The 21,262-nt window shown below is 31.1% G+C and carries 25 protein-coding genes; 24 read left to right on the forward strand and 1 reads right to left on the reverse strand.

Translation table 11 applies throughout. The annotated features are described in order from the left end of the window. Position 1: 1 nt before the first annotated feature. Both LPC13_RS02425 and LPC13_RS02430 read left to right on the forward strand, forming a co-directional pair. Positions 2 to 3,091, forward strand: coding sequence for a type I restriction endonuclease subunit R (locus LPC13_RS02425; RefSeq protein WP_407080851.1), 3,090 nt, complete (start codon positions 2 to 4; stop codon positions 3,089 to 3,091). Between the two features lie 301 nt (positions 3,092 to 3,392). Continuing rightward, complete coding sequence (locus LPC13_RS02430; RefSeq protein WP_040418848.1) at positions 3,393 to 3,908, forward strand: DUF3267 domain-containing protein; 516 nt, start codon at positions 3,393 to 3,395, stop codon at positions 3,906 to 3,908. Between the two features lie 59 nt (positions 3,909 to 3,967). Here LPC13_RS02430 and LPC13_RS02435 read toward each other — a convergent pair whose 3' ends face one another. Then, positions 3,968 to 4,165: a LexA family protein gene (locus LPC13_RS02435; protein ID WP_005211584.1), complete on the reverse strand. Its 198-nt coding sequence runs from the start codon at positions 4,163 to 4,165 to the stop codon at positions 3,968 to 3,970. 401 nt (positions 4,166 to 4,566) lie between these two features. Here LPC13_RS02435 and LPC13_RS02440 point away from each other — a divergent pair, with 401 nt between their 5' ends. From LPC13_RS02440 to LPC13_RS02540, 22 genes are all read left to right on the forward strand, one after another. Continuing rightward, positions 4,567 to 4,944: a helix-turn-helix domain-containing protein gene (locus tag LPC13_RS02440; protein WP_005211583.1), complete on the forward strand. Its 378-nt coding sequence runs from the start codon at positions 4,567 to 4,569 to the stop codon at positions 4,942 to 4,944. 30 nt (positions 4,945 to 4,974) lie between these two features. Continuing rightward, on the forward strand, positions 4,975 to 5,745 hold the full coding sequence (locus LPC13_RS02445; RefSeq protein ID WP_005211582.1) for an ImmA/IrrE family metallo-endopeptidase: 771 nt from the start codon (positions 4,975 to 4,977) through the stop codon (positions 5,743 to 5,745). Between the two features lie 89 nt (positions 5,746 to 5,834). After that, a complete protein-coding gene (locus tag LPC13_RS16925) occupies positions 5,835 to 5,966 on the forward strand; it encodes a hypothetical protein (RefSeq protein ID WP_005211581.1) in 132 nt (43 codons plus the stop codon). A 171-nt stretch (positions 5,967 to 6,137) separates the two neighbouring features. Next, positions 6,138 to 6,485, forward strand: a complete 348-nt coding sequence (locus LPC13_RS02450) for an HTH domain-containing protein (protein WP_005211579.1) — start codon at positions 6,138 to 6,140, stop codon at positions 6,483 to 6,485. A gap of 17 nt (positions 6,486 to 6,502) precedes the next feature. After that, a complete protein-coding gene (locus tag LPC13_RS02455; RefSeq protein ID WP_005211577.1) occupies positions 6,503 to 6,685 on the forward strand; it encodes a hypothetical protein in 183 nt (60 codons plus the stop codon). 22 nt (positions 6,686 to 6,707) lie between these two features. Continuing rightward, on the forward strand, positions 6,708 to 7,079 hold the full coding sequence (locus tag LPC13_RS02460; protein WP_040418846.1) for a hypothetical protein: 372 nt from the start codon (positions 6,708 to 6,710) through the stop codon (positions 7,077 to 7,079). Next, the gene (locus LPC13_RS02465) at positions 7,079 to 8,212 is read left to right on the forward strand and encodes a DUF2800 domain-containing protein (RefSeq protein WP_234088532.1); all 1,134 of its coding nucleotides are present in this window, start codon (positions 7,079 to 7,081) and stop codon (positions 8,210 to 8,212) included. The genes LPC13_RS02460 and LPC13_RS02465 overlap by 1 nt, the downstream gene beginning before the upstream one ends. After that, positions 8,213 to 8,749 (forward strand): DUF2815 family protein, encoded by a 537-nt coding sequence (locus tag LPC13_RS02470; protein ID WP_005211574.1) that lies wholly within the window; start codon positions 8,213 to 8,215, stop codon positions 8,747 to 8,749. It begins immediately after the preceding gene. Positions 8,750 to 8,762: 13 nt separating this feature from the next. Further along, positions 8,763 to 10,703 (forward strand): DNA polymerase, encoded by a 1,941-nt coding sequence (locus tag LPC13_RS02475; RefSeq protein WP_005211571.1) that lies wholly within the window; start codon positions 8,763 to 8,765, stop codon positions 10,701 to 10,703. A 6-nt stretch (positions 10,704 to 10,709) separates the two neighbouring features. Beyond that, positions 10,710 to 10,886 carry a hypothetical protein gene (locus LPC13_RS02480; protein ID WP_005211569.1) on the forward strand — a complete coding sequence of 59 codons (177 nt, stop codon included), beginning with the start codon at positions 10,710 to 10,712 and terminating at the stop codon, positions 10,884 to 10,886. Further along, positions 10,867 to 13,233 (forward strand): virulence-associated E family protein, encoded by a 2,367-nt coding sequence (locus LPC13_RS02485; protein WP_005211567.1) that lies wholly within the window; start codon positions 10,867 to 10,869, stop codon positions 13,231 to 13,233. Before LPC13_RS02480 ends, LPC13_RS02485 begins: the two co-directional genes overlap by 20 nt. A 254-nt stretch (positions 13,234 to 13,487) precedes the next feature. Next, the gene (locus tag LPC13_RS02490; protein WP_040418844.1) at positions 13,488 to 13,769 is read left to right on the forward strand and encodes a VRR-NUC domain-containing protein; all 282 of its coding nucleotides are present in this window, start codon (positions 13,488 to 13,490) and stop codon (positions 13,767 to 13,769) included. Further along, positions 13,750 to 15,108, forward strand: a complete 1,359-nt coding sequence (locus LPC13_RS02495; protein ID WP_234088533.1) for a DEAD/DEAH box helicase — start codon at positions 13,750 to 13,752, stop codon at positions 15,106 to 15,108. Before LPC13_RS02490 ends, LPC13_RS02495 begins: the two co-directional genes overlap by 20 nt. Beyond that, the gene (locus tag LPC13_RS02500; RefSeq protein WP_005211562.1) at positions 15,095 to 15,451 is read left to right on the forward strand and encodes a type II toxin-antitoxin system PemK/MazF family toxin; all 357 of its coding nucleotides are present in this window, start codon (positions 15,095 to 15,097) and stop codon (positions 15,449 to 15,451) included. Before LPC13_RS02495 ends, LPC13_RS02500 begins: the two co-directional genes overlap by 14 nt. 20 nt (positions 15,452 to 15,471) lie before the next feature. Next, positions 15,472 to 15,708, forward strand: coding sequence for a hypothetical protein (locus LPC13_RS02505; protein ID WP_005211561.1), 237 nt, complete (start codon positions 15,472 to 15,474; stop codon positions 15,706 to 15,708). Then, entirely contained in the window at positions 15,705 to 16,133 is a 429-nt protein-coding gene (locus LPC13_RS02510) for a DUF1492 domain-containing protein (protein ID WP_005211560.1), read from the forward strand. Before LPC13_RS02505 ends, LPC13_RS02510 begins: the two co-directional genes overlap by 4 nt. 123 nt (positions 16,134 to 16,256) lie before the next feature. Beyond that, a complete protein-coding gene (locus LPC13_RS02515) occupies positions 16,257 to 17,138 on the forward strand; it encodes an Abi family protein (protein ID WP_005211559.1) in 882 nt (293 codons plus the stop codon). A 248-nt stretch (positions 17,139 to 17,386) separates the two neighbouring features. Next, on the forward strand, positions 17,387 to 17,740 hold the full coding sequence (locus tag LPC13_RS02520) for an HNH endonuclease (protein ID WP_040418842.1): 354 nt from the start codon (positions 17,387 to 17,389) through the stop codon (positions 17,738 to 17,740). A 266-nt stretch (positions 17,741 to 18,006) separates the two neighbouring features. After that, positions 18,007 to 18,462, forward strand: coding sequence for a hypothetical protein (locus LPC13_RS02525; protein WP_005211557.1), 456 nt, complete (start codon positions 18,007 to 18,009; stop codon positions 18,460 to 18,462). Continuing rightward, entirely contained in the window at positions 18,452 to 19,687 is a 1,236-nt protein-coding gene (locus LPC13_RS02530) for a site-specific DNA-methyltransferase (protein ID WP_005211556.1), read from the forward strand. Before LPC13_RS02525 ends, LPC13_RS02530 begins: the two co-directional genes overlap by 11 nt. A gap of 149 nt (positions 19,688 to 19,836) precedes the next feature. Then, the gene (locus tag LPC13_RS02535; protein WP_005211555.1) at positions 19,837 to 20,745 is read left to right on the forward strand and encodes an amidoligase family protein; all 909 of its coding nucleotides are present in this window, start codon (positions 19,837 to 19,839) and stop codon (positions 20,743 to 20,745) included. A gap of 61 nt (positions 20,746 to 20,806) precedes the next feature. Next, the gene (locus tag LPC13_RS02540; protein WP_040418884.1) at positions 20,807 to 21,259 is read left to right on the forward strand and encodes a gamma-glutamylcyclotransferase family protein; all 453 of its coding nucleotides are present in this window, start codon (positions 20,807 to 20,809) and stop codon (positions 21,257 to 21,259) included. The last annotated feature ends 3 nt before the right edge of the window (positions 21,260 to 21,262 follow it).

Consider the following 21,262-nt stretch of genomic DNA (forward strand, 5'->3'; position numbering starts at 1 on the left):
AATTATGAAATATAAAACTATTGCAGAAACTACTGAAGCTACTGTTGTAGCTGAGTATATTCCTGAGAAAAGAACAGACACAGCATATCAAAACGAGGATAAGTTAGAACGTGAATTTATTAAGAGTTTAACTGAGCAAGGGTATGATTATATTAAGATAAAAGATGAGAAGGAACTTATAGCAAATCTTCGTCATAGGATGGAAGAATTAAATAACTATAAGTTCTCTGATAATGAATGGAAGAGTTTTTATAGTAATATAATTTCAAATAGTAATGATGGGATCTTAGAGAAAACTCGTAAAATACAAGATGATTATATTCAAAATCTTACTTGTGATAATGGAGAAACTAAGAATATAAAGCTAATTGATAAGAAGAATATTCATAATAATTATTTGCAAGTTTTGAATCAATATGAAGAAGATAATGGAGCTCATCAAACAAGGTATGATGTAACTATTTTGGTTAATGGGCTACCGTTAATTCATGTTGAACTAAAACGTAGGGGAGTGGCTATAAGGGAAGCATTTAATCAGATTAAAAGGTATCAAAGGGATAGCTTTTGGACTGGGTGTGCCTTATATGAATATGTTCAAATCTTTATAATTTCAAATGGAACTCATACTAAGTATTATTCTAATACTACTAGAGATAGACATGTAAAAGAATTTGAGCAAAAGATAAGCAGTAAAAAAAAGAAAACAAGTAACAGCTTTGAATTTACAAGCTATTGGGCAGATGAAGCTAATAATATCATTACTGATTTAGTGGATTTTACAAAGACATTTTTAGCTAAACATACAATACTAAATATCTTAACTCGGTATTGTGTTTTTACATCTGAAGATGCACTTTTAGTTATGAGGCCCTATCAGATTGTTGCAACGGAAAAGATTATAAATCGTATTAAAATATCTACAACATATAAGAAAACTGGAACATTAGAAGCCGGAGGATATATATGGCACACTACAGGTTCAGGTAAGACATTAACTAGTTTTAAGACAGCTCAATTAGCAACAAGTATTGATGGTATAGATAAGGTGTTATTTGTAGTAGATAGAAAAGATTTAGATTATCAAACAATGCGAGAATATGATCGCTTTGAGAAAGGCGCTGCTAATAGTAATAAATCGACGAAAATTCTTCAGAAACAACTTGAAGATCCTAACGTAAAGATTATTATTACAACTATTCAAAAGCTATCGGTATTCATATCTAAGAATAAGGAACATGAAATTTATAAAAAGCATATAGTTATTGTTTTTGATGAGTGCCACCGCTCACAATTTGGAGATATGCACGTTCAAATAACTAAGTCGTTTAAGAATTATCATATATTTGGATTTACTGGAACACCTATATTCTCTGTAAATTCAGGAAGTGGGAAGAATGTAAATCTTAAAACAACAGAGCAGGCCTTTGGAGATAGGCTTCACACATATACAATAGTTGATGCTATAAGTGATGGAAACGTACTTCCTTTCAAGATTGATTATAATAATACTATTGCTAAATCTGACATTATGAATGATAAGAAGGTAAAGGCTATAGATAAGGAAAATGCCTTACTTGATGATCGAAGAATAGCAGAAATAACTAAATATATATTAGAACATTTTGACCAAAAAACCTATAGGAACCAAGGTAAGTCATTCTATAATTACAAGGTTATTACCAATGTTGAGGAAATGGCCAAGTCTAAGAATAATACGGCTTCAGAAATAAAGGAGGATAGAAAAATAAATGGTTTTAACTCTATTTTTGCAGTAGCTTCTATACCAATGGCTATAAAGTATTATACAGAATTTAAAAATCAAATGTCAGAAACAGGAAAGGGGTTAAGGGTAGCAACAATCTTTAGTTACAGTCCTAATGAAGAAGATCCTGAAGATAGTCTTTATGAAGAAAACTTTGAAACAGATGAGTTAGACCAAACTTCAAGGGATTTCTTAGATGGAGCAATAGATGACTACAATGGAATGTTTGGTACAAGTTATGATACAAGTCCAGACAAGTTCCAAAACTATTATAAGGACCTATCATTGAGAATGAAAAATCGTGAAATAGATATCCTTATTGTTGTAAATATGTTCTTAACAGGGTTTGATGCAACAACATTAAACACATTATGGGTAGATAAAAATCTTAAGTATCACGGTTTAATACAGGCGTTCTCACGTACTAATAGAATCTTAAATTCTATAAAGGTATTTGGAAATATAGTATGTTTCCGTAACTTAAATGAGGAGGTTGAAAAGGCATTATCTTTATTTGGAAATAAAGATGCTAGTGGAATAGTAATTCTAAAAACTTATGAGGAATATCTAAATGGATATGAGGAAAAAGGAAAGCACGTAGAAGGCTACAAAGAGGTTATTAGCAATCTAGAGAATTTATATCCACTTGAAGTAGAATTGATTACAGAGAAGGATAGAAAAGGATTTATAAAGCTATTTGGTAAGGTGCTAAAGCTTAGAAATATTCTTAATTCCTTTGATGAATTTTGTGGTAATGATATAATTACTCAAAGAGATTTACAAGATTATCAAAGTAGATATATTGATTTATACCAAGATTATTCTAAAAAGGATGATACAGAGAAAGAAAAAATCAATGATGATATTGTATTTGAAATAGAGCTTATAAAGCAAGTTGAAGTAAATATTGATTATATTTTAATGCTTGTAGCCAAGTATTATCAATCTAATTGTAAGGATAAAAGTATACTTACAACTATTGATAAATCAATCAATTCAAGTATGGAGCTACGTAGCAAGAAGGAATTAATAGAGAACTTTATAGAAAGTATAAATGGTGAACTCGATGTAAATAAGGAATGGGTACAGTTTGTTAATATGAAAAAAGAAGAAGAATTAAATAGTATTATCACTGAAGATAAATTGAAGGAAGAAGAAACTAAAAAGTTTGTAGATAATTCTTTTAGGAATGGTGAGCTAAAAACCATAGGCACTGATATTGATAAAATACTTCCGCCAATGTCTAGATTCGGTGGAGCAAGAGCTAAAAAGAAGGAAAAAGTTATTGAAAGATTAGGCCAGTTCTTTGAAAAGTATTTTAGAATATAATAGAAGATTAGCTTTATACAGGTTTAAATAAATCTAGCAATAAAATATTTTCGTTTTAGCAATGATATAATTTTATTTAACTAAAATGATATATTAGGAAAGTAATTTAAAAGGGGAATACTCGATAAAATACTTATTGTTTGTAGCTGGTATTATAAAGATAATGACTAAGTGGCAAAGAATATTTACGTTAATATGAAAGCTTGTGTATTATGGCTTATAAACAAGTAACAATAAAATTGTTTAAAGAACAGTTTGTTAATATAAAGACATGTCAATACTCTTAGAAGGAGGTGTTGGCATGTCTTTTAAAATTTCATGGAAGATTCATATCTTATGTTTCTTATTAGCATATAGCTTTTGCTATATTCAAATAGACAACATAAGTAATGTATTTTTAGACTTAGTTATTAACTACAAATTTTTTAGTTTAACAGGATTTTATTTCTTAGATATGATAATTACTACGTTAATACTAATGATACCAATTACTTTAGTGCATGAAATAATACATGGAATAGCATATACTATCTTTGGGGGTAAGATTAAATTTGGATTTAAGGGGATATATGCATACACACAAGAAATATCAGGGGTAATATTACATAGGACTAAATTTGTAATAGTATTATTAGCTCCAGTAACTATTATTTCATTAAGTGTATTATTGCTTACAAGTAGTTTAGGTTCATTAATATTTTTATTAAATTTTTTAGGAAGTACAGGAGATATTATTATGGCTATTTATTTATGTAAGAGTAATTGCAATAGCTACATTAAAGATAAAGAATACGGATTTGATATTATAGAGAAATAGTTGAAAAATAATTAAAGTAAAACACCATCACTTGATAGGGGGAGTGATGGTATTTTACTTTATAATATTTGTATCCTCCTAGAAGTATTATTATGAATCTTAATTAATCCGTCTTTCTCTAACTTAGCTAAATTATTATGAACAGAGGCTGTAGATTTAAGATTAACAAGAATACATAAATTTCCAACTGATGGTAGAAATCTATTTTCTTTTTGATATTTAACTATTGTTTGATAAATTTCATTTATTAATACCATTAATATTCATAAGACCCCTATAAAATATAAATATAGTACTTAAACTATAACAGAACACAAATTCTTTAATAACATATTATTTGGATAAAATAAATAAAAAATACTTTTTTAGGAAAATATATTGCAATTAAATGGAATTTGCTATATTATGTAATTAGCAGTTTAGCTTACAAGCATATTGGCCTTGTGTATGTAGCAATTCTGAAATATAGTTAATAAAGCTATCCAAAACAAAGAGTAAGAGTTAATAAAAGTATGAAGATAGTATGGATTTTAAAAGAGTATAATTTGAAAATTAGTGTTTAAAGAATAGAGATAAGAGTAAATAATAATTAATACGCGTAATTAATTTTAAATATTTTTAAAAGTAAATGTGTATAGAGAGATAGGGATGTAAGAATATGAATATGTATAATGAAATGAGTTTTGGTGAATTTATTGCAAAGAAGAGAGAGGAAAAGAAAATAACTTTAAGAGAAATGGCCAGATTACTAAAGATTACACCACCATATTTAAGTGACATTGAGAAGGAAAGACGTAACCCTCCAGATAAGGACAAGCTTGATGAGTTAGCTAACATACTATCTTTAAGTGAAGATGAATGCAGATATATGTATGATTTAGCTGGGAAGAAGAGAAATTCTATATCAGTGGATCTACCAGATTATATTATGGAAAGAGATTATGTACGTGTTGCACTTAGAAAAGCTATGGATCTAGAAGTTGGAGAGGAAGAGTGGAAGAAGTTTATAGAAGAACTCGAGAATAGAAAGGGGTAGTTTTCATTTATGTACAATCCTAGTTTTAGAATGAAATCAAATAATGTACCAGTATTAAGTAAAGAAGAAATAGACAATATAGCAGAAAAATTTATAATGGATTTTAGTCCGGAAACTTTAGTAACGCCGCAACCTATAGATGAAGATAGGTTTTTAGCACAATATCTAGGATTGCAACAGGATTTTCAATATCTATCTCATTGTGGCTGTTATCTAGGAATGTTAGTATTTAATGATACAAGTAAAGTTCAAGTATATGATATATATACAGAAAGAGCTGAATACATAAGTGCGAAATCTGGTACCGTTATCATTGATAATACTTTATTAGAAGAAGGTCAAGAACAAAGATATAGATTTACAGCTATACATGAGGCAGGACATTGGATATTTCATAAGAAAAAATATTATAGGGATATGGCTCAAATATCATTATTTGATTTTCTTGATATGTCTAATATTCAATGTAGGACTGTAAGTGTTGAGCCTAAATTTAAGCCAATTAATAAATGGAATGATAACGATACCATGGAGTGGCAAGCAAATTATTTCGCTTCAGCATTATTAATGCCTAAATCCATGGTATTTAAAATTTGCAATGATGAAGATTATATTGAAAATTTGAAATTTATGAGTTGGGGAAATGAAAAAAGATATAATGAATTACTAATTCAAAAAATATCAAAAACTTTTAATGTGTCAAAACAAGCTGCAGAGGTAAGGTTAAATAACTTAAAAATAATGAATAGTTATGATAATAATCAATGTACACCTACAGTAAAATTTAATAACGCAATTTAAATAAATGGCATCCTTAAAAAGGGTGCTATAAAAAACAATAAAGTGTAAGCAAAAATGCTAACATGTTAATTTAAAAGGAGAGGTTATCTATGAGAGAAAAAATGAAGTGTCCATGCTGTAATAAAAGAGCGTTGGATATATTAAGAGCACTAGGAAATGTGGTTATAGAAATGAAATGTCCACATTGTAGAAATATAGTAGAAATAAAATATAATAAATAACTACCGAGCAACGAAACCAAATAAGAGTTATCAAATGGCCGGAGTAAAGCTAAAAAATAATAGCTTACTCTAGGTCATTTTTTATTTTAAAAAAGTTTTTAAAGTGTAAGTTAGTCTGCCGGTTTAACTTTTAATATTAACTTACAGAGCAAGAGAAAGGGGGTGAGAGTGATGGAAATGTTAGCAGATTGGATAACTCCAACTGAAAGAAGAATGGCAATTTTAAAAGTTCTTTGTAAAAGAAGAAGTGAAAAAATTAAAAATTTAGCTAATGAGTGTGGAGTATCTGAACGTACTATAAGAACTGATATTGAACATCTATCACTCTCATACCCAATAGAAACTATTCGTGGGAGACATGGTGGCGGAATTAGAATTGTTGGTGACTTTGATTTAGATAAGAGATATCTTAATCAACAACAAAAGAGCCTACTTGAAAAGTTAAAAGGTGAACTTTCAGGCCAAGACATACTGATTATGAATAGTATATTACAAGATTTTGCTCTAAGTACCAATTAAGGAAAGGAGGAGAAAGAGTGGATGAGTTAAATTCTAAAACAATAACTATCAATATGATAAGTAATATTTTAGATGAAAAAAGCAGAGAAGGAAAAGCACATAAGATAAAAAATCTGTTGAATAAGTATAATGCTGGAAAGCTGATTGAACTGGATGAGAAAGATTATTTTGATTTTATTCAAGAAGCAAAAAAACTATAAAAATTTAAGAGGAGTGAATACTATGGATATTAACGTGAAAATAACAGTGGAATCGCCACATATTATGGCTGCAATATTAGCTTTAGCAGAAGCATTACCTAAGGTGAATTTAGGAGCAAGTCTTTCTTCTGTTATAGAAGAGAATGTTGAAGTAAAAGAAATTGAGCCTAAGGTAGAGGAAGCTATTAAAGAAAAAGAAGTTAATGAAAATAAAGAAGAAGCAGCTGAAAAAACTATAACACTTGAAGAAGTTAGAAAAGTATTAGCTACAAAATCTAAGAATGGAAAGCAGGCAGAAGTTAAGGAGCTTATTAAAAAATATGGAGTTAATAAGCTAACTGATATTCATCCATGGAATTATAAAGAGATTCTTGAATTAGCGGAGGTTTTATAATGGCCAAGCATGCATTATTATCTGCTTCAGCTTCACATAAGTGGTTGCATTGTCCACCATCTGCAAGGCTTGAAGAGCATGAAGAAAATACAAGTAGTGTATTTGCAGCAGAAGGTACAGCAGCTCATGAGTTATCAGAATACAAATTAAGAGATTATATTGGTATTAAAACTGAAAGACCAGTTAGTGAATTTGATAGTGAAGAGTTAGAGCAATATACAGATGTTTATGTGAACTTTGCAACTGAACTTATTGATGAAGTTAGGATAAGCTGTAAAGATCCAGTGATATTAATAGAGCAAAGGCTAGATTACTCATGCTATGTGACAGAGGGATTTGGTACAGGAGACCTTTTAATAGTTGCAGATGAAAATTTGGATATAATGGACCTTAAGTATGGAAGAGGTGTTGCAGTTTCAGCAGAAGATAATCCACAAATGAAGCTTTATGCTATAGGTGCTCTAAACTTATTTGATAGTCTTTATGACATCAAAAAAGTAAGAATGACTATTGTACAACCTAGACTTGAAAGTATATCTACCTATGAGATGTTAACAGAAGATTTATTAAGTTGGGCAGAGAATGAATTGAAACCAAGGGCTGATTTAGCTTTTAAAGGTGAAGGTGAGTTTCTTTCAGGGGAACATTGTAGATTCTGTAGAGTTAGACATAACTGTAGAGCAAGAGCAGAAGAATTTTTAGATGCAGCTAAGTATGAATTTAAGAAGCCGGATTTATTAACTGATGAAGAAATAGCAGATGTGTTATTTATATCTGATAGATTATCAACATGGGCTAATGATATTCATAATTTTGCTTTACATCTAGCAATTAATGAAGGAAAACAATGGCCAGGATTTAAGTTAGTTCAGGGTAGAGCTAATCGTAAATATAAGGATGAAAAGACTGTTATAAAAGTTTGTGAAGATAACGGAATAACAGATATTTATTCTAAATCACTTTTAGGAATAACAGCTATGGAAAAGTTAATAGGCAAAAAGAAGTTTAATGAAATTCTAGGAACATTAATAGAAAGACCAGAAGGTAAGCCAACATTAGTTCCTAGTTCAGATAAAAGAAAAGAAATAAAAATAAATAACACAGCAGCTGCTGATTTTAAGGAGGAAATATAAATGGAAAACAATACAAAGGTTATAACGGGTAAGGCAAGATTCTCATATGCAAATGTGTGGGAGCCAAAATCAATCAATGGTGGAGATGAAAAGTATTCAGTTTCATTAATAATACCAAAGGCAGATACAAAGACAGTTAATGAAGTTAAAGCTGCTATAGAAGCTGCAAAGCAAGAAGGTAAAGCTAAGTTTGGTGGAAGAGTGCCGTCTAACTTAAAAACTCCATTAAGGGATGGAGATATCGATAGACCTGATGACGAAGCTTATAAGAACAGCTATTTTATTAACGCAAACAGTAAGGACAAGCCTCAAATAGTAGATAAAAATGTTAAGCCTATATTAGACCAGAGTGAAGTTTATAGTGGGTGCTATGGAAGAGCAAGTATAACTTTTTATGCATTCAATTCAAATGGTAATAAAGGAATTGCTTGTGGACTTGGTAATCTACAAAAGTTAGCTGATGGAGAGTCATTAAGTGGACGTACTAAAGCAGAAAATGAGTTTTCAACTTTTGAAGACGAAGACTTCTTAAGCTAAAGAGGTATAGTGTATGCAGAAAACATTAGCTATAGATATAGAAACTTATAGTGATATAGATTTAATCAGAAGTGGTGTTTATGCATACACCACTTCACCTAAATTTGAAATATTATTATTTGCTTACTCTTTTAATAACGATGAAGTAAAGGTTATAGATTTAGCATCAGGAGAAACTTTACCTAATGAAATTATTGTAGCGCTGGAAGATGAAAATATTATTAAAACAGCATTTAATGCAAATTTTGAAAGAGTATGTTTATCAAAATTTCTTAATAAAAGATTATCAGCGAAGTCATGGAGATGCACAGCAGTGCAAGCTGCAAGTTTAGGATTACCTTTATCTTTAGATGGAGTTGCACAAGTTTTAGGATTGCAAAAGCAAAAAATGAAGGAAGGTAAAGATTTAATTAGGTATTTTTCAATGCCTTGTAAACCTACAAAGTCTAATGGAGAAAGAACTAGAAATTATCCACATCATTCAATTGAACGCTGGTGTACGTATAAACGGTACTGTGCACAAGATGTAGAAGTTGAAAAAGCAATACGTAAAAAGCTTGATAGGTATCCAATCATAAATAGTGAGCAAGAGATTTATGTGTTGGATCAAGAAATCAATGATAGAGGTGTTCTTATAGATACACAGTTAGTTAAAAAAGCTATAGAGTGTGACAATCTCCATAAAGAAGATACTTATGCAGAAGCTAAAAAGTTAACAGGACTTGAAAATCCTAATTCAGTATTGCAGCTTAAGCAGTGGCTTTTAGAAAATGGAGTAGAAGTAGAATCTTTATCTAAAAAGTCAGTAGCAGATTTAGCTAAAGATTCAGAGGAAGATGTGCAAAGATTACTTAATTTAAGAGCTCAACTTTCAAAGACTTCTGTTAAAAAGTATGAGGCTATAGAACGAGCATTATGTCCAGATAAAAGAGTACGAGGATTACTTCAATTTTATGGTGCTAATAGAACAGGGCGTTGGGCTGGTAGATTAGTTCAGGTTCAGAACTTACCTCAAAATCATTTGAAGGATTTAACTTTAGTACGTGATTTAGTTAAAGATGGAGAGTTTGAGACTTTAGAAATATTATTTGATAATGTACCACAGGTTTTATCAGAGCTTATCAGAACAGCTTTTATACCAAAGGAAAACAATAGGTTTATAGTGGCAGATTTTAGTGCTATTGAAGCTAGAGTTATAGCTTGGCTTGCAGGTGAAAAGTGGAGGCTTGATGTGTTTAATTCTCATGGAAAGATATATGAAGCCAGTGCTAGTCAGATGTTTGGAGTACCTATTGAGGAGATAACAAAGACTTCACCTTTAAGGCAGAAGGGGAAGATTTCAGAGCTGGCACTTGGTTATGGTGGTTCTGTTGGAGCACTTACAGCTATGGGAGCCTTAGATATGGGAGTTAAAGAAGATGAGCTTCAAGGATTAGTTGCTGCATGGAGACAGGCCAATCCTAATATTACAAAGTTATGGTGGGATATAGACAAAGCTGCAATTAAAGTTGTAAAGGAAAAAGGCTGTGAAGTAGTAGGTAAAATTGAAATCTTCTATGAAAGAGGAATAATGTTTATTACTTTACCTTCAGGAAGAAATTTATCTTATATAAAACCAAGACTAGAAACTAACAAGTTTGGTAGAGAAGGAATTACCTATGAAGGCATAGGTGCAACTAAGAAGTGGGAGCTTATAGAAACTTATGGTCCTAAGTTAGTAGAGAATATAGTTCAAGCAATTGCAAGAGATTTATTAGCAGAAGCTATGATTAATGTAGATAAAAAAGGGTATGAAATAGTTATGCATGTGCATGATGAAATTATAGTAGAAACACCAATAGGTGAAGGTTCACTAAAGGAAGTTTGTGATGTTATGGCTATAGCTCCAGAATGGGCAAAGGGGTTACCACTTAGAGCTGATGGATTTGAATGTGAATATTATAGAAAGGATTGATGAGAGGTGCAGGTATTTATAAAAGAACTAGGTAAGTACAGAGGTTACTTACCTAGACAGATAATAAAGACATTAAGAGGTCAAGCCTTGTCAGGAGATTTAGTTGGAGCAAAAAAGGGATTGGAGAAAATTAAATTAAGATTAGAGAGAGGTGATAGTAGATATGAAAATTGCAGTAGCTAATTCAAGAAAAGATACAGTGTGGAAGAACATAGATATTACCTGGGACAATTTTTTAGTTATGGCAAGTAGTACAAAGGTAACTACTGAAACTATGGATGAGTTTAGGAAGCTGCCTAAAAATAAACAGGATGAAGTCAAAGATATAGGTGGATTTGTAGCAGGAGAGTTAAGAGATGGAAAACGTAAAAGTGGATTTGTAGAATACAGGTCCATGCTTACTTTAGATTTAGATTATGCAAGTTCTAGCTTATGGGACGAAATAACTATGTTTTATGGATTTAGATGTTGTATATATTCTACTCATAAACACACTTCAGAAAAACCACGACTTAGATTAATCATACCTTTAGCTAGAAATGTAAGTTCAGATGAGTATACAGCAGTTTCTAGGTTAATAGCTTCAGATATTGGAATAGATCAATTTGATGATACTACCTATGAAGCAACACGACTTATGTATTGGCCATCAACTTCTTATGATGGAGAGTTTGTTTTTGAAGACCAAGATGGAGAGTTGTTAGACCCAGACAAGGTGCTATCAAGATATAAAGATTGGAGAGATAGTAGTGAATGGCCAGTATCTTCAAGGCAACATAAGGTCATAAAGAATAATATCTCAAAGCAAGCAGATCCTTTGGAAAAGGAAGGGATGATAGGTGCTTTTTGTAGGACATATACTATTGAAGCAGCTATTGATAAATTTTTAAGTGATACTTATAAGCCAAGTTTAATAGAAGGTAGGTATGATTATATTCCAGCAGATTCATCAGCAGGTGTAGTTGTTTATGATAATAAATTTTCTTTTTCACATCATGCCAGTGATAAAGCTTGTAATAAGTTATGCAATGCTTTTGACTTAGTTAGAATTCATAAGTTTAGCGATTTAGATGGCGAGTGTGAAGAAGGAACTACACCAACTAAACTTCCATCCTTTAAGGCTATGCAGGAGTTTTGGATGAAGGATGAAGAGGTTAAAAAGCAATTAATAAATGAAAAAATGGAAAAGGCAAAGTCAGAGTTTGATGTAGTAGAAGATGGGCAATGGCAACAAAAACTTACTGTAGACAAGAATGGAAATATAAAACCAGAGCTACAGAACCTAGTACTTATTATGAAAAATGATGAGATGTTAAAGGGTATAGCTTACAACCAGCATAGAGATGGGATTGATGTGAAAGAAGAGTTACCTTGGAAGCAAATTAAAGTAGGTTGGAATGATTCTGATATGGCAGCTTTAAAAGTATATTTTGATAGAAGTTATGGTATATGGTCACCTGCTAAATTAAAGGAAGCATTAATATCAGTTGCAGCTGAAAGAGCATATCATCCTGTAAAAGAATATCTAAATAATTTAGAAGAGTGGGATGGGATTAAAAGAGTAGATATGCTTTTAATAGAGTATTTAGGAGCAGATGATAATGAATACTCTAAAGCTGTTATTAGAAAAACTTTAGTGGCAGCTGTAGCTAGAATTTATGAGCCAGGTACTAAGTTTGATAGTGTATTAATTTTAAATGGACCACAAGGTATAGGGAAAAGTACTTTCTTTTCAAGGTTAGGTAAAGGGTGGTTTTCTGATAGTTTAACTTTAGGTGATATGCGTGATAAGGCAGCAGCAGAAAAGCTACAGGGTTATTGGCTTTTAGAGCTTGGAGAGCTTGCAGGTATAAAGAAAACTGATGTTGAAACAGTTAAATCTTTTGTTTCAAGAACAGATGATAAATATAGGGCAAGCTATGGAGTTAATGTGGAAAGTCATCCAAGGCAGTGTGTTATTGTAGGGACAACAAATAGTGAAACAGGATTCTTAAGAGATATCACAGGAAATAGAAGGTTCTGGCCCGTTAGAGTAAGTGGAGACAGTTCAAAGAAAGCATGGGATTTAACAGAGGTAGATCAAGTATGGGCAGAAGTATTATTTATATATAAGCAAGGCGAGGATTTATTCTTAAAAGGAGATGAAGCTCAAATTGCTATAGCACAGCAGGCAGATGCTATGGAAAGTGATGATAGAGAAGGATTAGTTAGAGAATATCTTGAAAAGTTATTACCAGATAATTGGGATACTATGAGTCTTTATGAAAGAAGAAATTTCTTAAGTGCTAATGACTTTGGTGCAGCTTTAGTAGGTACTAAAAAGAGAGAACTTGTTTGTAGTATGGAAATTTGGTGTGAATGTTTTGGTAAAGATTCTGCAAGTTTAAAGAAAGCAGATTCTTATGAAATAACATCAATAATGTCTAGATTAGAAAATTGGAAACCATACAACGGGACTAAAAGTGGCACTACAAGATTTCCTATTTATAATAAGCAAAGAGCTTTTATGAGAGTTGAAAATGGAAAATAAGAAATATTGTGTTCCAAAATTAAAAGGAACAGTGGGTATATGCGTTAGCTTGTACTAAGGTAGTGTTTCAGTAAAGAAGTTAGTATTTTAAAGGGTTAAGCAAGGGTATAGGAACAGTGGAACAAGAAAATCTCCTATGAGATAAATAATATATATATAAGTAATAATAGTACATGTTACGTATATATACACGCGTAAGGGTTTTTTAGACCATTGTTCCCTTAATTGTTCCACCTAATATGAAAGGGGTATTTATGAGAGAAAGGGAAGTTGAAAAAGCTTTAACTAAGGAAGTTAAGAAACGTGGAGGGATAGCATTTAAGTTTGTATCACCAGGAATGGCAGGTGTGCCAGATAGGCTAGTTTTAATGAAAGATGGAAAACTTGCTTTTGTAGAACTTAAAGCACCAGGAAAAGAAATGAGACCTTTTCAAATATTGAGAAAAAGACAATTAGAATCATTAGGATTTTTAGTTTATTGCATAGATAGTAAAGAAAAGATTGGAGGTGTACTTGATGAAATATGTACCTCATGAATATCAAAAGTATGCACAGGATTTTATTATAAATAATTCAGCATGTGCCTTACTTTTAGATATGGGACTTGGAAAAACAGTAATAACTTTAACAAGTTTATGGAGTTTGTTATTTGATTATTTTGAAATAAGTAAAGTATTAGTTATAGCTCCATTAAGAGTAGCTCAAGATACTTGGAGTAAAGAGTGTGAAAAATGGGATCATCTTAAAGGTCTTAAAATTTCAAAAGTTTTAGGTTCAGAAAAAGAAAGAAGAATGGCTCTATTTGATAAAGCTGATATCTACATAATAAATCGTGAAAATGTAGAATGGCTTTGTAATAATTATGACTTTGATTTTGACATGATAGTCATTGATGAACTTTCAAGTTTTAAATCCTCTTCTTCAAAAAGGTTTAAAGCTCTTAGAAAAATTAGACCAAAGGTAAAAAGAATAGTTGGGCTTACAGGAACTCCAGCACCAAATACTTTAATGGATTTATGGAGTCAAATAAACTTAATTGATATGGGGCAAAGGTTAGGAAGATTTATTAGTAATTATAGAAATGACTTTTTTATTCCTGATAAAAGAAATGCTCAAGTAATATTTAGTTATAAACCTAGAGAAGGTGCTGAAGAAGAAATTTATAAAAGAATAGCTGATATTTGTGTCAGTATGAAGGCTTGTGATTATTTAGATATGCCAGAAAGAATAGATAATGTAGTTCATGTGAAAATGTCAGAAGAGGAAAAGAAACTTTATAAAAGATTAGAAAAAGATATGATTTTACCGTTAGCTGATGGAGACATAGATGCAGTTAATGCAGCAGCACTATCTAATAAATTACTTCAAATGGCAAATGGAGCAGTTTATGATGAGCTGAAGGAAACAAAGATAATTCATAATAAAAAGTTAGAAGGTTTAGAAGATTTAATTGAGGCAGCTAATGGAAAACCAGTATTAGTATTTTATGCTTATAAACATGATAAAGAAAGAATATCTAAAAAATTTAAGGTTACAGAAATTTCAACTAGTAAAGATATATCAAAATGGAATGAAGGTAAAATTCAAATAGCGATAGCACATCCAGCAGCAACAGGACATGGGTTAAATCTTCAAGCTGGAGGTTCAACAATTATATGGTTTGGACTAACTTGGAGTTTAGAGCTTTACCAACAAGCTAATGCAAGACTATGGAGACAGGGACAGAAAGATACAGTAGTTATTCATCACATTGTTTCTAAAGGAACTATAGATGAAGAAGTAATGAAAGCTCTTCAAAGAAAACAATGTGGACAAGAAAATTTAATTAATGCTGTTAAAGCAAGAATCGGGGGTATAAAAGATGGAGATTTATAGAGATAGTATTATAATGGTGGACTTTGGCCAAAACCAAGGATGTGTTCAAAGTGGAAGAAGGCCAGCAGTGGTTATTCAAAATGATGTAGGTAATAAGTTTTCTACCACAACAATAGTAGTTCCTATAACAGGAAAACATAAAAAGGAACTTCCTACACATCATGAATTATATAAAAAAGATTATAGTTGCTTAAAATATGATAGCACAATATTAGCAGAGCAGGTTTTAACAATATGTAAGGGGCAAATATTAAATGTTATAGGTCAGCTTAAAGAAGAAGACAGTACAAAACTTAATGAAATACTTTCTGTAAGTATTAATTTAAATAAAAAAGTATGCTAAATTAAGGAGGTATAGAAGGTATGGAATTAAGAGATATATGTGTAAATAAAGTTAGAAAGAATAAATGCAAAAGATTAGTAGTTGATATTTGTTTAGGTGATGAATGTCCTTTTAAACAAACAAGTAAACAACAAGAAGAAGCTCAAAGAAGTGTATTTAAAAGATTAAGTAGTTTAGATGGACAATTACAACTTTATATATCAGATAAATATTATAATGGTTCAATGCCTTGGCAAAAAGGAGGTAGAAGGATATGACAACTAAAGAGTACTTAGCTCAAGCTTATAGAATAGATCAAAGAATAAATAGTAAGCTTGAACAAATAGTGTCTTTAAGAGAATTAGCAACTAAAGCAACATCTACATTAAGTGATACACCTCCAAGTGGAAGTCGTAATGTTCATTCTATGGAAGGAATAATAGTAAAGATGATGGAATTAGAGAATGAAATTAATGCTGATATAGATGTACTTGTAGATTTGAAGAAAGAAATAATGTCTATAATAAAAAAGATTAATAATCCAGAACAGCAAACATTGTTGGAGTTGAGATACCTTTGTTTTAAAACTTGGGAGCAAATAGCTGTTGATATGGGATATAGTATTCAAAATGCATATAAGGTGCATGATAGAGCTTTAGAAAATATAATTGTTCAAAATGATAAAATTTTAATAAAAAAGTAAATTAATTATTGAGAAGATAAAATTCTTGTGATATAATTTAATCAATCGATCCCACCAAGCCTATGTGATATTTTTTTATATCACATGCGTAACATGGTGGGCCTTTTGTTTTAGGAGAAATTTATGGGAAAACCTTTTAAAAGTATAGAAGAACAAATAGAAATTTTGAAAGAGCGAGGTATGGTAATTAAAGATAATGACTATGCTTCTAGAGTTTTATCTCATGTTAATTATTACAGATTAAGTGGGTATACATTAACATTAAGGAGAGATAATGTTTTTTATAATAATGTAAAGTTAGAACAAGTAATGGAAATATATAATTTTGATGCAGAGTTAAGAGTTGCATTATTATATTTACTAGAATATATTGAGGTGGAGTTTAGAACTCATTTTGGATATTATCATTCAAAAGAATATGGGCCGTTAGGATATTTAGATAAAGAAAGCTTTGATGATGAGTGGAGATATGAAAAATTCATGAAAAACATAACTCAACTTATAGAAGAAAATGAAAAGAATGAAATATTCGTTAAACATCATAATGAAAAATATGATGGAGAGTTTCCATGTTGGGTAGTAGTAGAGTTAATGTCCTTTGGTTGTTTATCAAGAGGATTTAAAAATTTACATGCTGAAATTAAAGAAGAAATTTGTAAAGATCATTATGCATCTATACCATATAATTATATAGAAAACTGGTTGCAAGGTTTTGTTATACTTCGTAATATATGTGCTCATAGAGGAAGATTATATAACAGGTACATAACATTTGCACCTAAGCTGTCAAAAAAAGATAAGAATTTATTTAAAAATAATTCTTTAGATTTAAATAAAAATACAAAACAAGTATTTGCGTATATTTATATCATGAATAAATTAATAGATGATATTAATGTTAAAGAGAACTTTATTAATAGGTTAGAAACATTAATTAGTAAATACTCATTTGTTAATTTAAAGCATTATGGATTTCCAGAAACGTGGAGAGAAATTTTAAAATAAGTGTATTTAAAATTAAATTAAGAACATACTATATACTAATAGATCCTGCAAAGCCTATCAAAGAAGCGTAACAATGCAGGCCAGACCTTGGAGCAATCCAAGGTTAAAATTTATTAATAACTTAAAAAGTAGAGTAAAGTTGATAGAAGTAGAGTACAAACTTCTGATATTATTATAATAGAGAAAATAAATTAAGAGTCATTACAGCAAAAGTTGTAGTGGCTTTTTTCTTTAATGAGGTGATTTTAATGCCCAAGAAACCATTGAAACCGTGTAAATATTTGGGGTGTGCTAAGTTAACAGAAGATAATTATTGTGATGAACATAAAGATTTTAGGGTAAAAGAAAGAGCTACTGCTACTGAACGTGGTTATGATAGTAAGTGGAGAACTGCTAGGAATATATTCTTAAAAGTTAATCCTTTATGTGTTAGATGTAAAGAGGAAGGTAGATTAGTTAAAGCTACTGTAGTTGATCATATTAAACCTCATAGAGGAGATAAGAAGTTGTTCTGGGATGAAAGTAACTGGCAAGCTCTTTGTAAGAAGTGTCATGATAAGAAAACTATGACTGAAGATAGATACAAAGAGTATGAATATTAAAAGAGTAGAGTAAAGTTGATAGAAGTAGAGTATGAATTTCTGATATTATTATAATAGAGATAAAGAAATTGATTTAATGGTTGGGGTTAAGGTTGGGTAGGGGGATATCTAATCTTAAAAGAAGGACAAGCCAACGACCGCCGCCCCCTCTCACGTGAAATTTCGCATAATTACACAAGGGGGGTACTAAAAAATCGCAAAATATAAAGTTGTAATTAAGTAACTGTAAGGGATAGCAGTTACTTTTTTTATTGCAAAAAAGTTTAATGAAAGGAGCAATTAACATGACCACTGAGGAAAAGGAAAGAATAAAAGAATTAAGATTAAAAGGTATGGGATATAAGGCTATTGCTAGTATTACAGGATTATCAAGAGATTCTGTAAGAGGGTTCTGTAGAAGAAATGGTCTTATAGGTGTTTCAGCTGTAGTTGCTCTAAATTTAGAAGAAAAAATAAAGAAAAATGAACTTTGTATTTATTGTGAAAAACCTATTAAACAAAAACTGCAAGGTAGGGCCAGAAAGTTTTGTGCTGATGAATGTAGATATAAATGGTGGAATGAAAACTTAGATAAAAGAAATAAAAGTGAGGAAGCAATTTATAAATACACTTGTCCTTATTGTAATAAAAAGTTTACTGCCTATGGAAATAAGAAAAGAAAATACTGCAGCCATGATTGTTATATAAAAGATAGATTTTGGAGGGAAGAGGATGGAGTTTAAAAAGTTAAAAATAGATTCATTAGTACCAGCTGATTATAATCCAAGAAAAAAATTAAAACCTGGTGATGCTGAATTTGAAAAAATAAAAAATAGCATTAATGAGTTTGGATATGTGGACCCTGTTATAGTAAATAAAGATTTAACTGTAATTGGAGGGCATCAAAGAGTATCAGTTTTAAAAACATTAGGTTATGAGGAAATAGATTGTGTAGTTATTGAAGTCGATAAGACTAAAGAAAAGGCTTTAAATATAGCTCTTAATAAAATTACAGGTGAGTGGAATAAAGAATTACTTGCTGATTTAATTAAGGATTTACAAGACTTAGATTATGATACATCTTTTACAGGATTTGAACCACCAGAGATTGATGCATTATTTAATGAGTTACATCCTAAAGGTGTAAAGGAAGATAACTTTGATGAGGTTCCACCAGAAAATCCAGTAACACAAAGCGGAGATATTTGGTTACTAGGAAGACATAGATTAATTTGTGGAGATAGTACAAAGCTTGAAACTTATGAAAGGTTAATGGATGGGAAGAAAGCTAATCTAACGGTAACAGATCCTCCTTACAATGTTGCTTATGAGGGTACAGCAGGGAAGATTCAAAATGATGATATGGATGATAAAAAGTTTTATGAATTTTTGTTAGCTGCCTATAAAGGAATGTATGAAAGTCTTACAGATGGAGGTTCAATCTATGTGTTTCATGCTGATAAGGAAACTGTTAACTTTAGAACTGCCTTTAAAGATGCAGGTTTCTTTTGTCACCAAACTTGTATATGGGTAAAGAATTCACCGGTATTAGGGAGATGTGATTATCAATATAATCATGAGCCAGTACTTGTAGGGTGGAAGCCTACAGCAGGACATAAATTCTATGCAGATAGAAAGCAAAGAACTACTTGGAATTTTGATAGGCCCACAAAATCTAAATATCATCCAACAATGAAGCCAATAGCATTAGTAGCTTATCCAATTACTAATTCAAGTTTAATAAACTCTATTGTACTTGACCCATTCGGAGGAAGTGGTTCAACGCTTATTGCTTGTGAGCAAACAGATAGAATTTGCTACACTATTGAGCTTGATGAAAAGTATGCTGATGTTATTGTTAGTAGATATATTGAGCAAGTTGGTAATGATGAAGGTGTGTATCTATTAAGAAATGGTGAAAAGATTAAGTATAAAGATGTAGTTAAAACTGTAGAAGAGGCACTTTAAATAGTGTCTTTTCTGTTGTCATTAATGTATAAATAATGTCGTTAAAAACCTGTGTTTTTTCTTTAAATATAACTGGATAAGTACACCTGTCAGAGGTAATATGTACACTAGCAAAAGGGTATTGAATACCATTTAGGAGGTAAGCAAAAATGAAAAACCAAACAATAGGTGTAGAGATTGAAATGACAGGAATAACAAAGGCAGAAGCAGCAGCGGTTGCGGTAAACTTTTTAGGAGGAAGAATCACAAGGGAATATGATGGATATGATACTTACAACATAATAGCACCAGACCAAAGGGTTTGGAAGATAATGAATGATGCAAGCATAAAGACAATGAAAAATACAAAAGGAAAACTTAAGGCGGTAAACAACAAGGATTACAGTGTGGAGCTAGTAACACCGATTTTGAGATATGAGGACATTGAAACCTTACAAGAATTAATAAGAAGGTTAAGAAAAGCAGGAGCAGTTAGTGATAGCGAGCTACAATGTGGAATACACATACACATAGGAGCAAAAGACCATACACCAAATACTTTGAAGAACTTGGTAAACCTAATGGCTGCAAAAGAGGATTTGATTTACAAAAGCTTAGAAATAGATCCAGCAAGAGTAAGATGGTGCAAAAAAGTAAATGAAGATTTGATACAAGCCATAAATAAGAAAAAGCCGAAGACATTAGAACAACTTGCAGACCTTTGGTACAGCGGATATGGATTTGAAAGCAGAGACAGGCATTACCACACAAGCAGATATCATGGATTAAACTTACATAGTACTTTTACAAAAGGAACTATTGAATTTAGACTTTTCAACGGAACATTACATGCAGGAAAAATAAGAAGCTACATTGTTTTATGCCTAGCAATAAGCCACCAAGCATTAACACAAAAGAGTGCAAGCGCAAGAAGAACGCATACAGATAATGAAAAGTACACCTTCAGATGTTGGCTTTTAAGACTAGGGCTTATCGGTGAAGAGTTCAAGAATTGCAGAATGCACCTTATGAAAGCACTTGATGGAAACTCAGCATGGAGAAATCCAAATGCAGCATGAGATTAAAATAAAGCAAGGGGGAGCAATCCCCTTTGAAAAATTAAAAAAGGAGAAGTTGAGAATGAAAAGAAAAATATATGGTGCTTATGGTTCTAATATGAATCTAGAGCAAATGGCACATAGATGTCCCAAAGCTAAGGTTATAGGAAGTGGAATACTTCAAGATTATAAATTAACCTTTAGAGGCAGGTATAAAGGTGTTGCTAATATTGAACCTTGCAAAGATAAAGAGGTGCCAATAGTACTATGGGAAATAACTGATGACTGTGAAAGCGCACTTGATGTATATGAAGGTTTTCCAAGTCTATATGTAAAAAAAGAAGTTAAGGTAATAGTAGATGATAAGCCAGTAAAAACTATGGTTTATATAATGGCTAAAGAATATACAGATATGGTTGCAGCACCTACTGAATATTATTTCAATGTGATAGTGACAGGGTATTCAGATAATGCTTTAGATTTAAAGCCATTGCAAATTGCATATGAGGAATGTTTAGAGGAACTTAAAAAGTAAGAA

Origin of the sequence: Clostridium celatum (assembly GCF_021412605.1) — a bacterium.
GTDB lineage: Bacteria > Bacillota > Clostridia > Clostridiales > Clostridiaceae > Clostridium > Clostridium celatum.

Coding starts and splice junctions, on each gene's coding strand:
- LPC13_RS02430 (WP_040418848.1), top strand. CDS start 3,393: ATGTCTTTTAAAATTTCATGGAAGATTCATATCTTATGTTTCTTATTA.
- LPC13_RS02435 (WP_005211584.1), bottom strand. CDS start 4,165: ATGGTATTAATAAATGAAATTTATCAAACAATAGTTAAATATCAAAAA.
- LPC13_RS02440 (WP_005211583.1), top strand. CDS start 4,567: ATGAATATGTATAATGAAATGAGTTTTGGTGAATTTATTGCAAAGAAG.
- LPC13_RS02445 (WP_005211582.1), top strand. CDS start 4,975: ATGAAATCAAATAATGTACCAGTATTAAGTAAAGAAGAAATAGACAAT.
- LPC13_RS16925 (WP_005211581.1), top strand. CDS start 5,835: ATGAGAGAAAAAATGAAGTGTCCATGCTGTAATAAAAGAGCGTTGGAT.
- LPC13_RS02450 (WP_005211579.1), top strand. CDS start 6,138: ATGGAAATGTTAGCAGATTGGATAACTCCAACTGAAAGAAGAATGGCA.
- LPC13_RS02460 (WP_040418846.1), top strand. CDS start 6,708: ATGGATATTAACGTGAAAATAACAGTGGAATCGCCACATATTATGGCT.
- LPC13_RS02465 (WP_234088532.1), top strand. CDS start 7,079: ATGGCCAAGCATGCATTATTATCTGCTTCAGCTTCACATAAGTGGTTG.
- LPC13_RS02470 (WP_005211574.1), top strand. CDS start 8,213: ATGGAAAACAATACAAAGGTTATAACGGGTAAGGCAAGATTCTCATAT.
- LPC13_RS02475 (WP_005211571.1), top strand. CDS start 8,763: ATGCAGAAAACATTAGCTATAGATATAGAAACTTATAGTGATATAGAT.
- LPC13_RS02485 (WP_005211567.1), top strand. CDS start 10,867: ATGAAAATTGCAGTAGCTAATTCAAGAAAAGATACAGTGTGGAAGAAC.
- LPC13_RS02490 (WP_040418844.1), top strand. CDS start 13,488: ATGAGAGAAAGGGAAGTTGAAAAAGCTTTAACTAAGGAAGTTAAGAAA.
- LPC13_RS02495 (WP_234088533.1), top strand. CDS start 13,750: ATGAAATATGTACCTCATGAATATCAAAAGTATGCACAGGATTTTATT.
- LPC13_RS02500 (WP_005211562.1), top strand. CDS start 15,095: ATGGAGATTTATAGAGATAGTATTATAATGGTGGACTTTGGCCAAAAC.
- LPC13_RS02505 (WP_005211561.1), top strand. CDS start 15,472: ATGGAATTAAGAGATATATGTGTAAATAAAGTTAGAAAGAATAAATGC.
- LPC13_RS02510 (WP_005211560.1), top strand. CDS start 15,705: ATGACAACTAAAGAGTACTTAGCTCAAGCTTATAGAATAGATCAAAGA.
- LPC13_RS02515 (WP_005211559.1), top strand. CDS start 16,257: ATGGGAAAACCTTTTAAAAGTATAGAAGAACAAATAGAAATTTTGAAA.
- LPC13_RS02520 (WP_040418842.1), top strand. CDS start 17,387: ATGCCCAAGAAACCATTGAAACCGTGTAAATATTTGGGGTGTGCTAAG.
- LPC13_RS02525 (WP_005211557.1), top strand. CDS start 18,007: ATGAAAGGAGCAATTAACATGACCACTGAGGAAAAGGAAAGAATAAAA.
- LPC13_RS02530 (WP_005211556.1), top strand. CDS start 18,452: ATGGAGTTTAAAAAGTTAAAAATAGATTCATTAGTACCAGCTGATTAT.
- LPC13_RS02535 (WP_005211555.1), top strand. CDS start 19,837: ATGAAAAACCAAACAATAGGTGTAGAGATTGAAATGACAGGAATAACA.
- LPC13_RS02540 (WP_040418884.1), top strand. CDS start 20,807: ATGAAAAGAAAAATATATGGTGCTTATGGTTCTAATATGAATCTAGAG.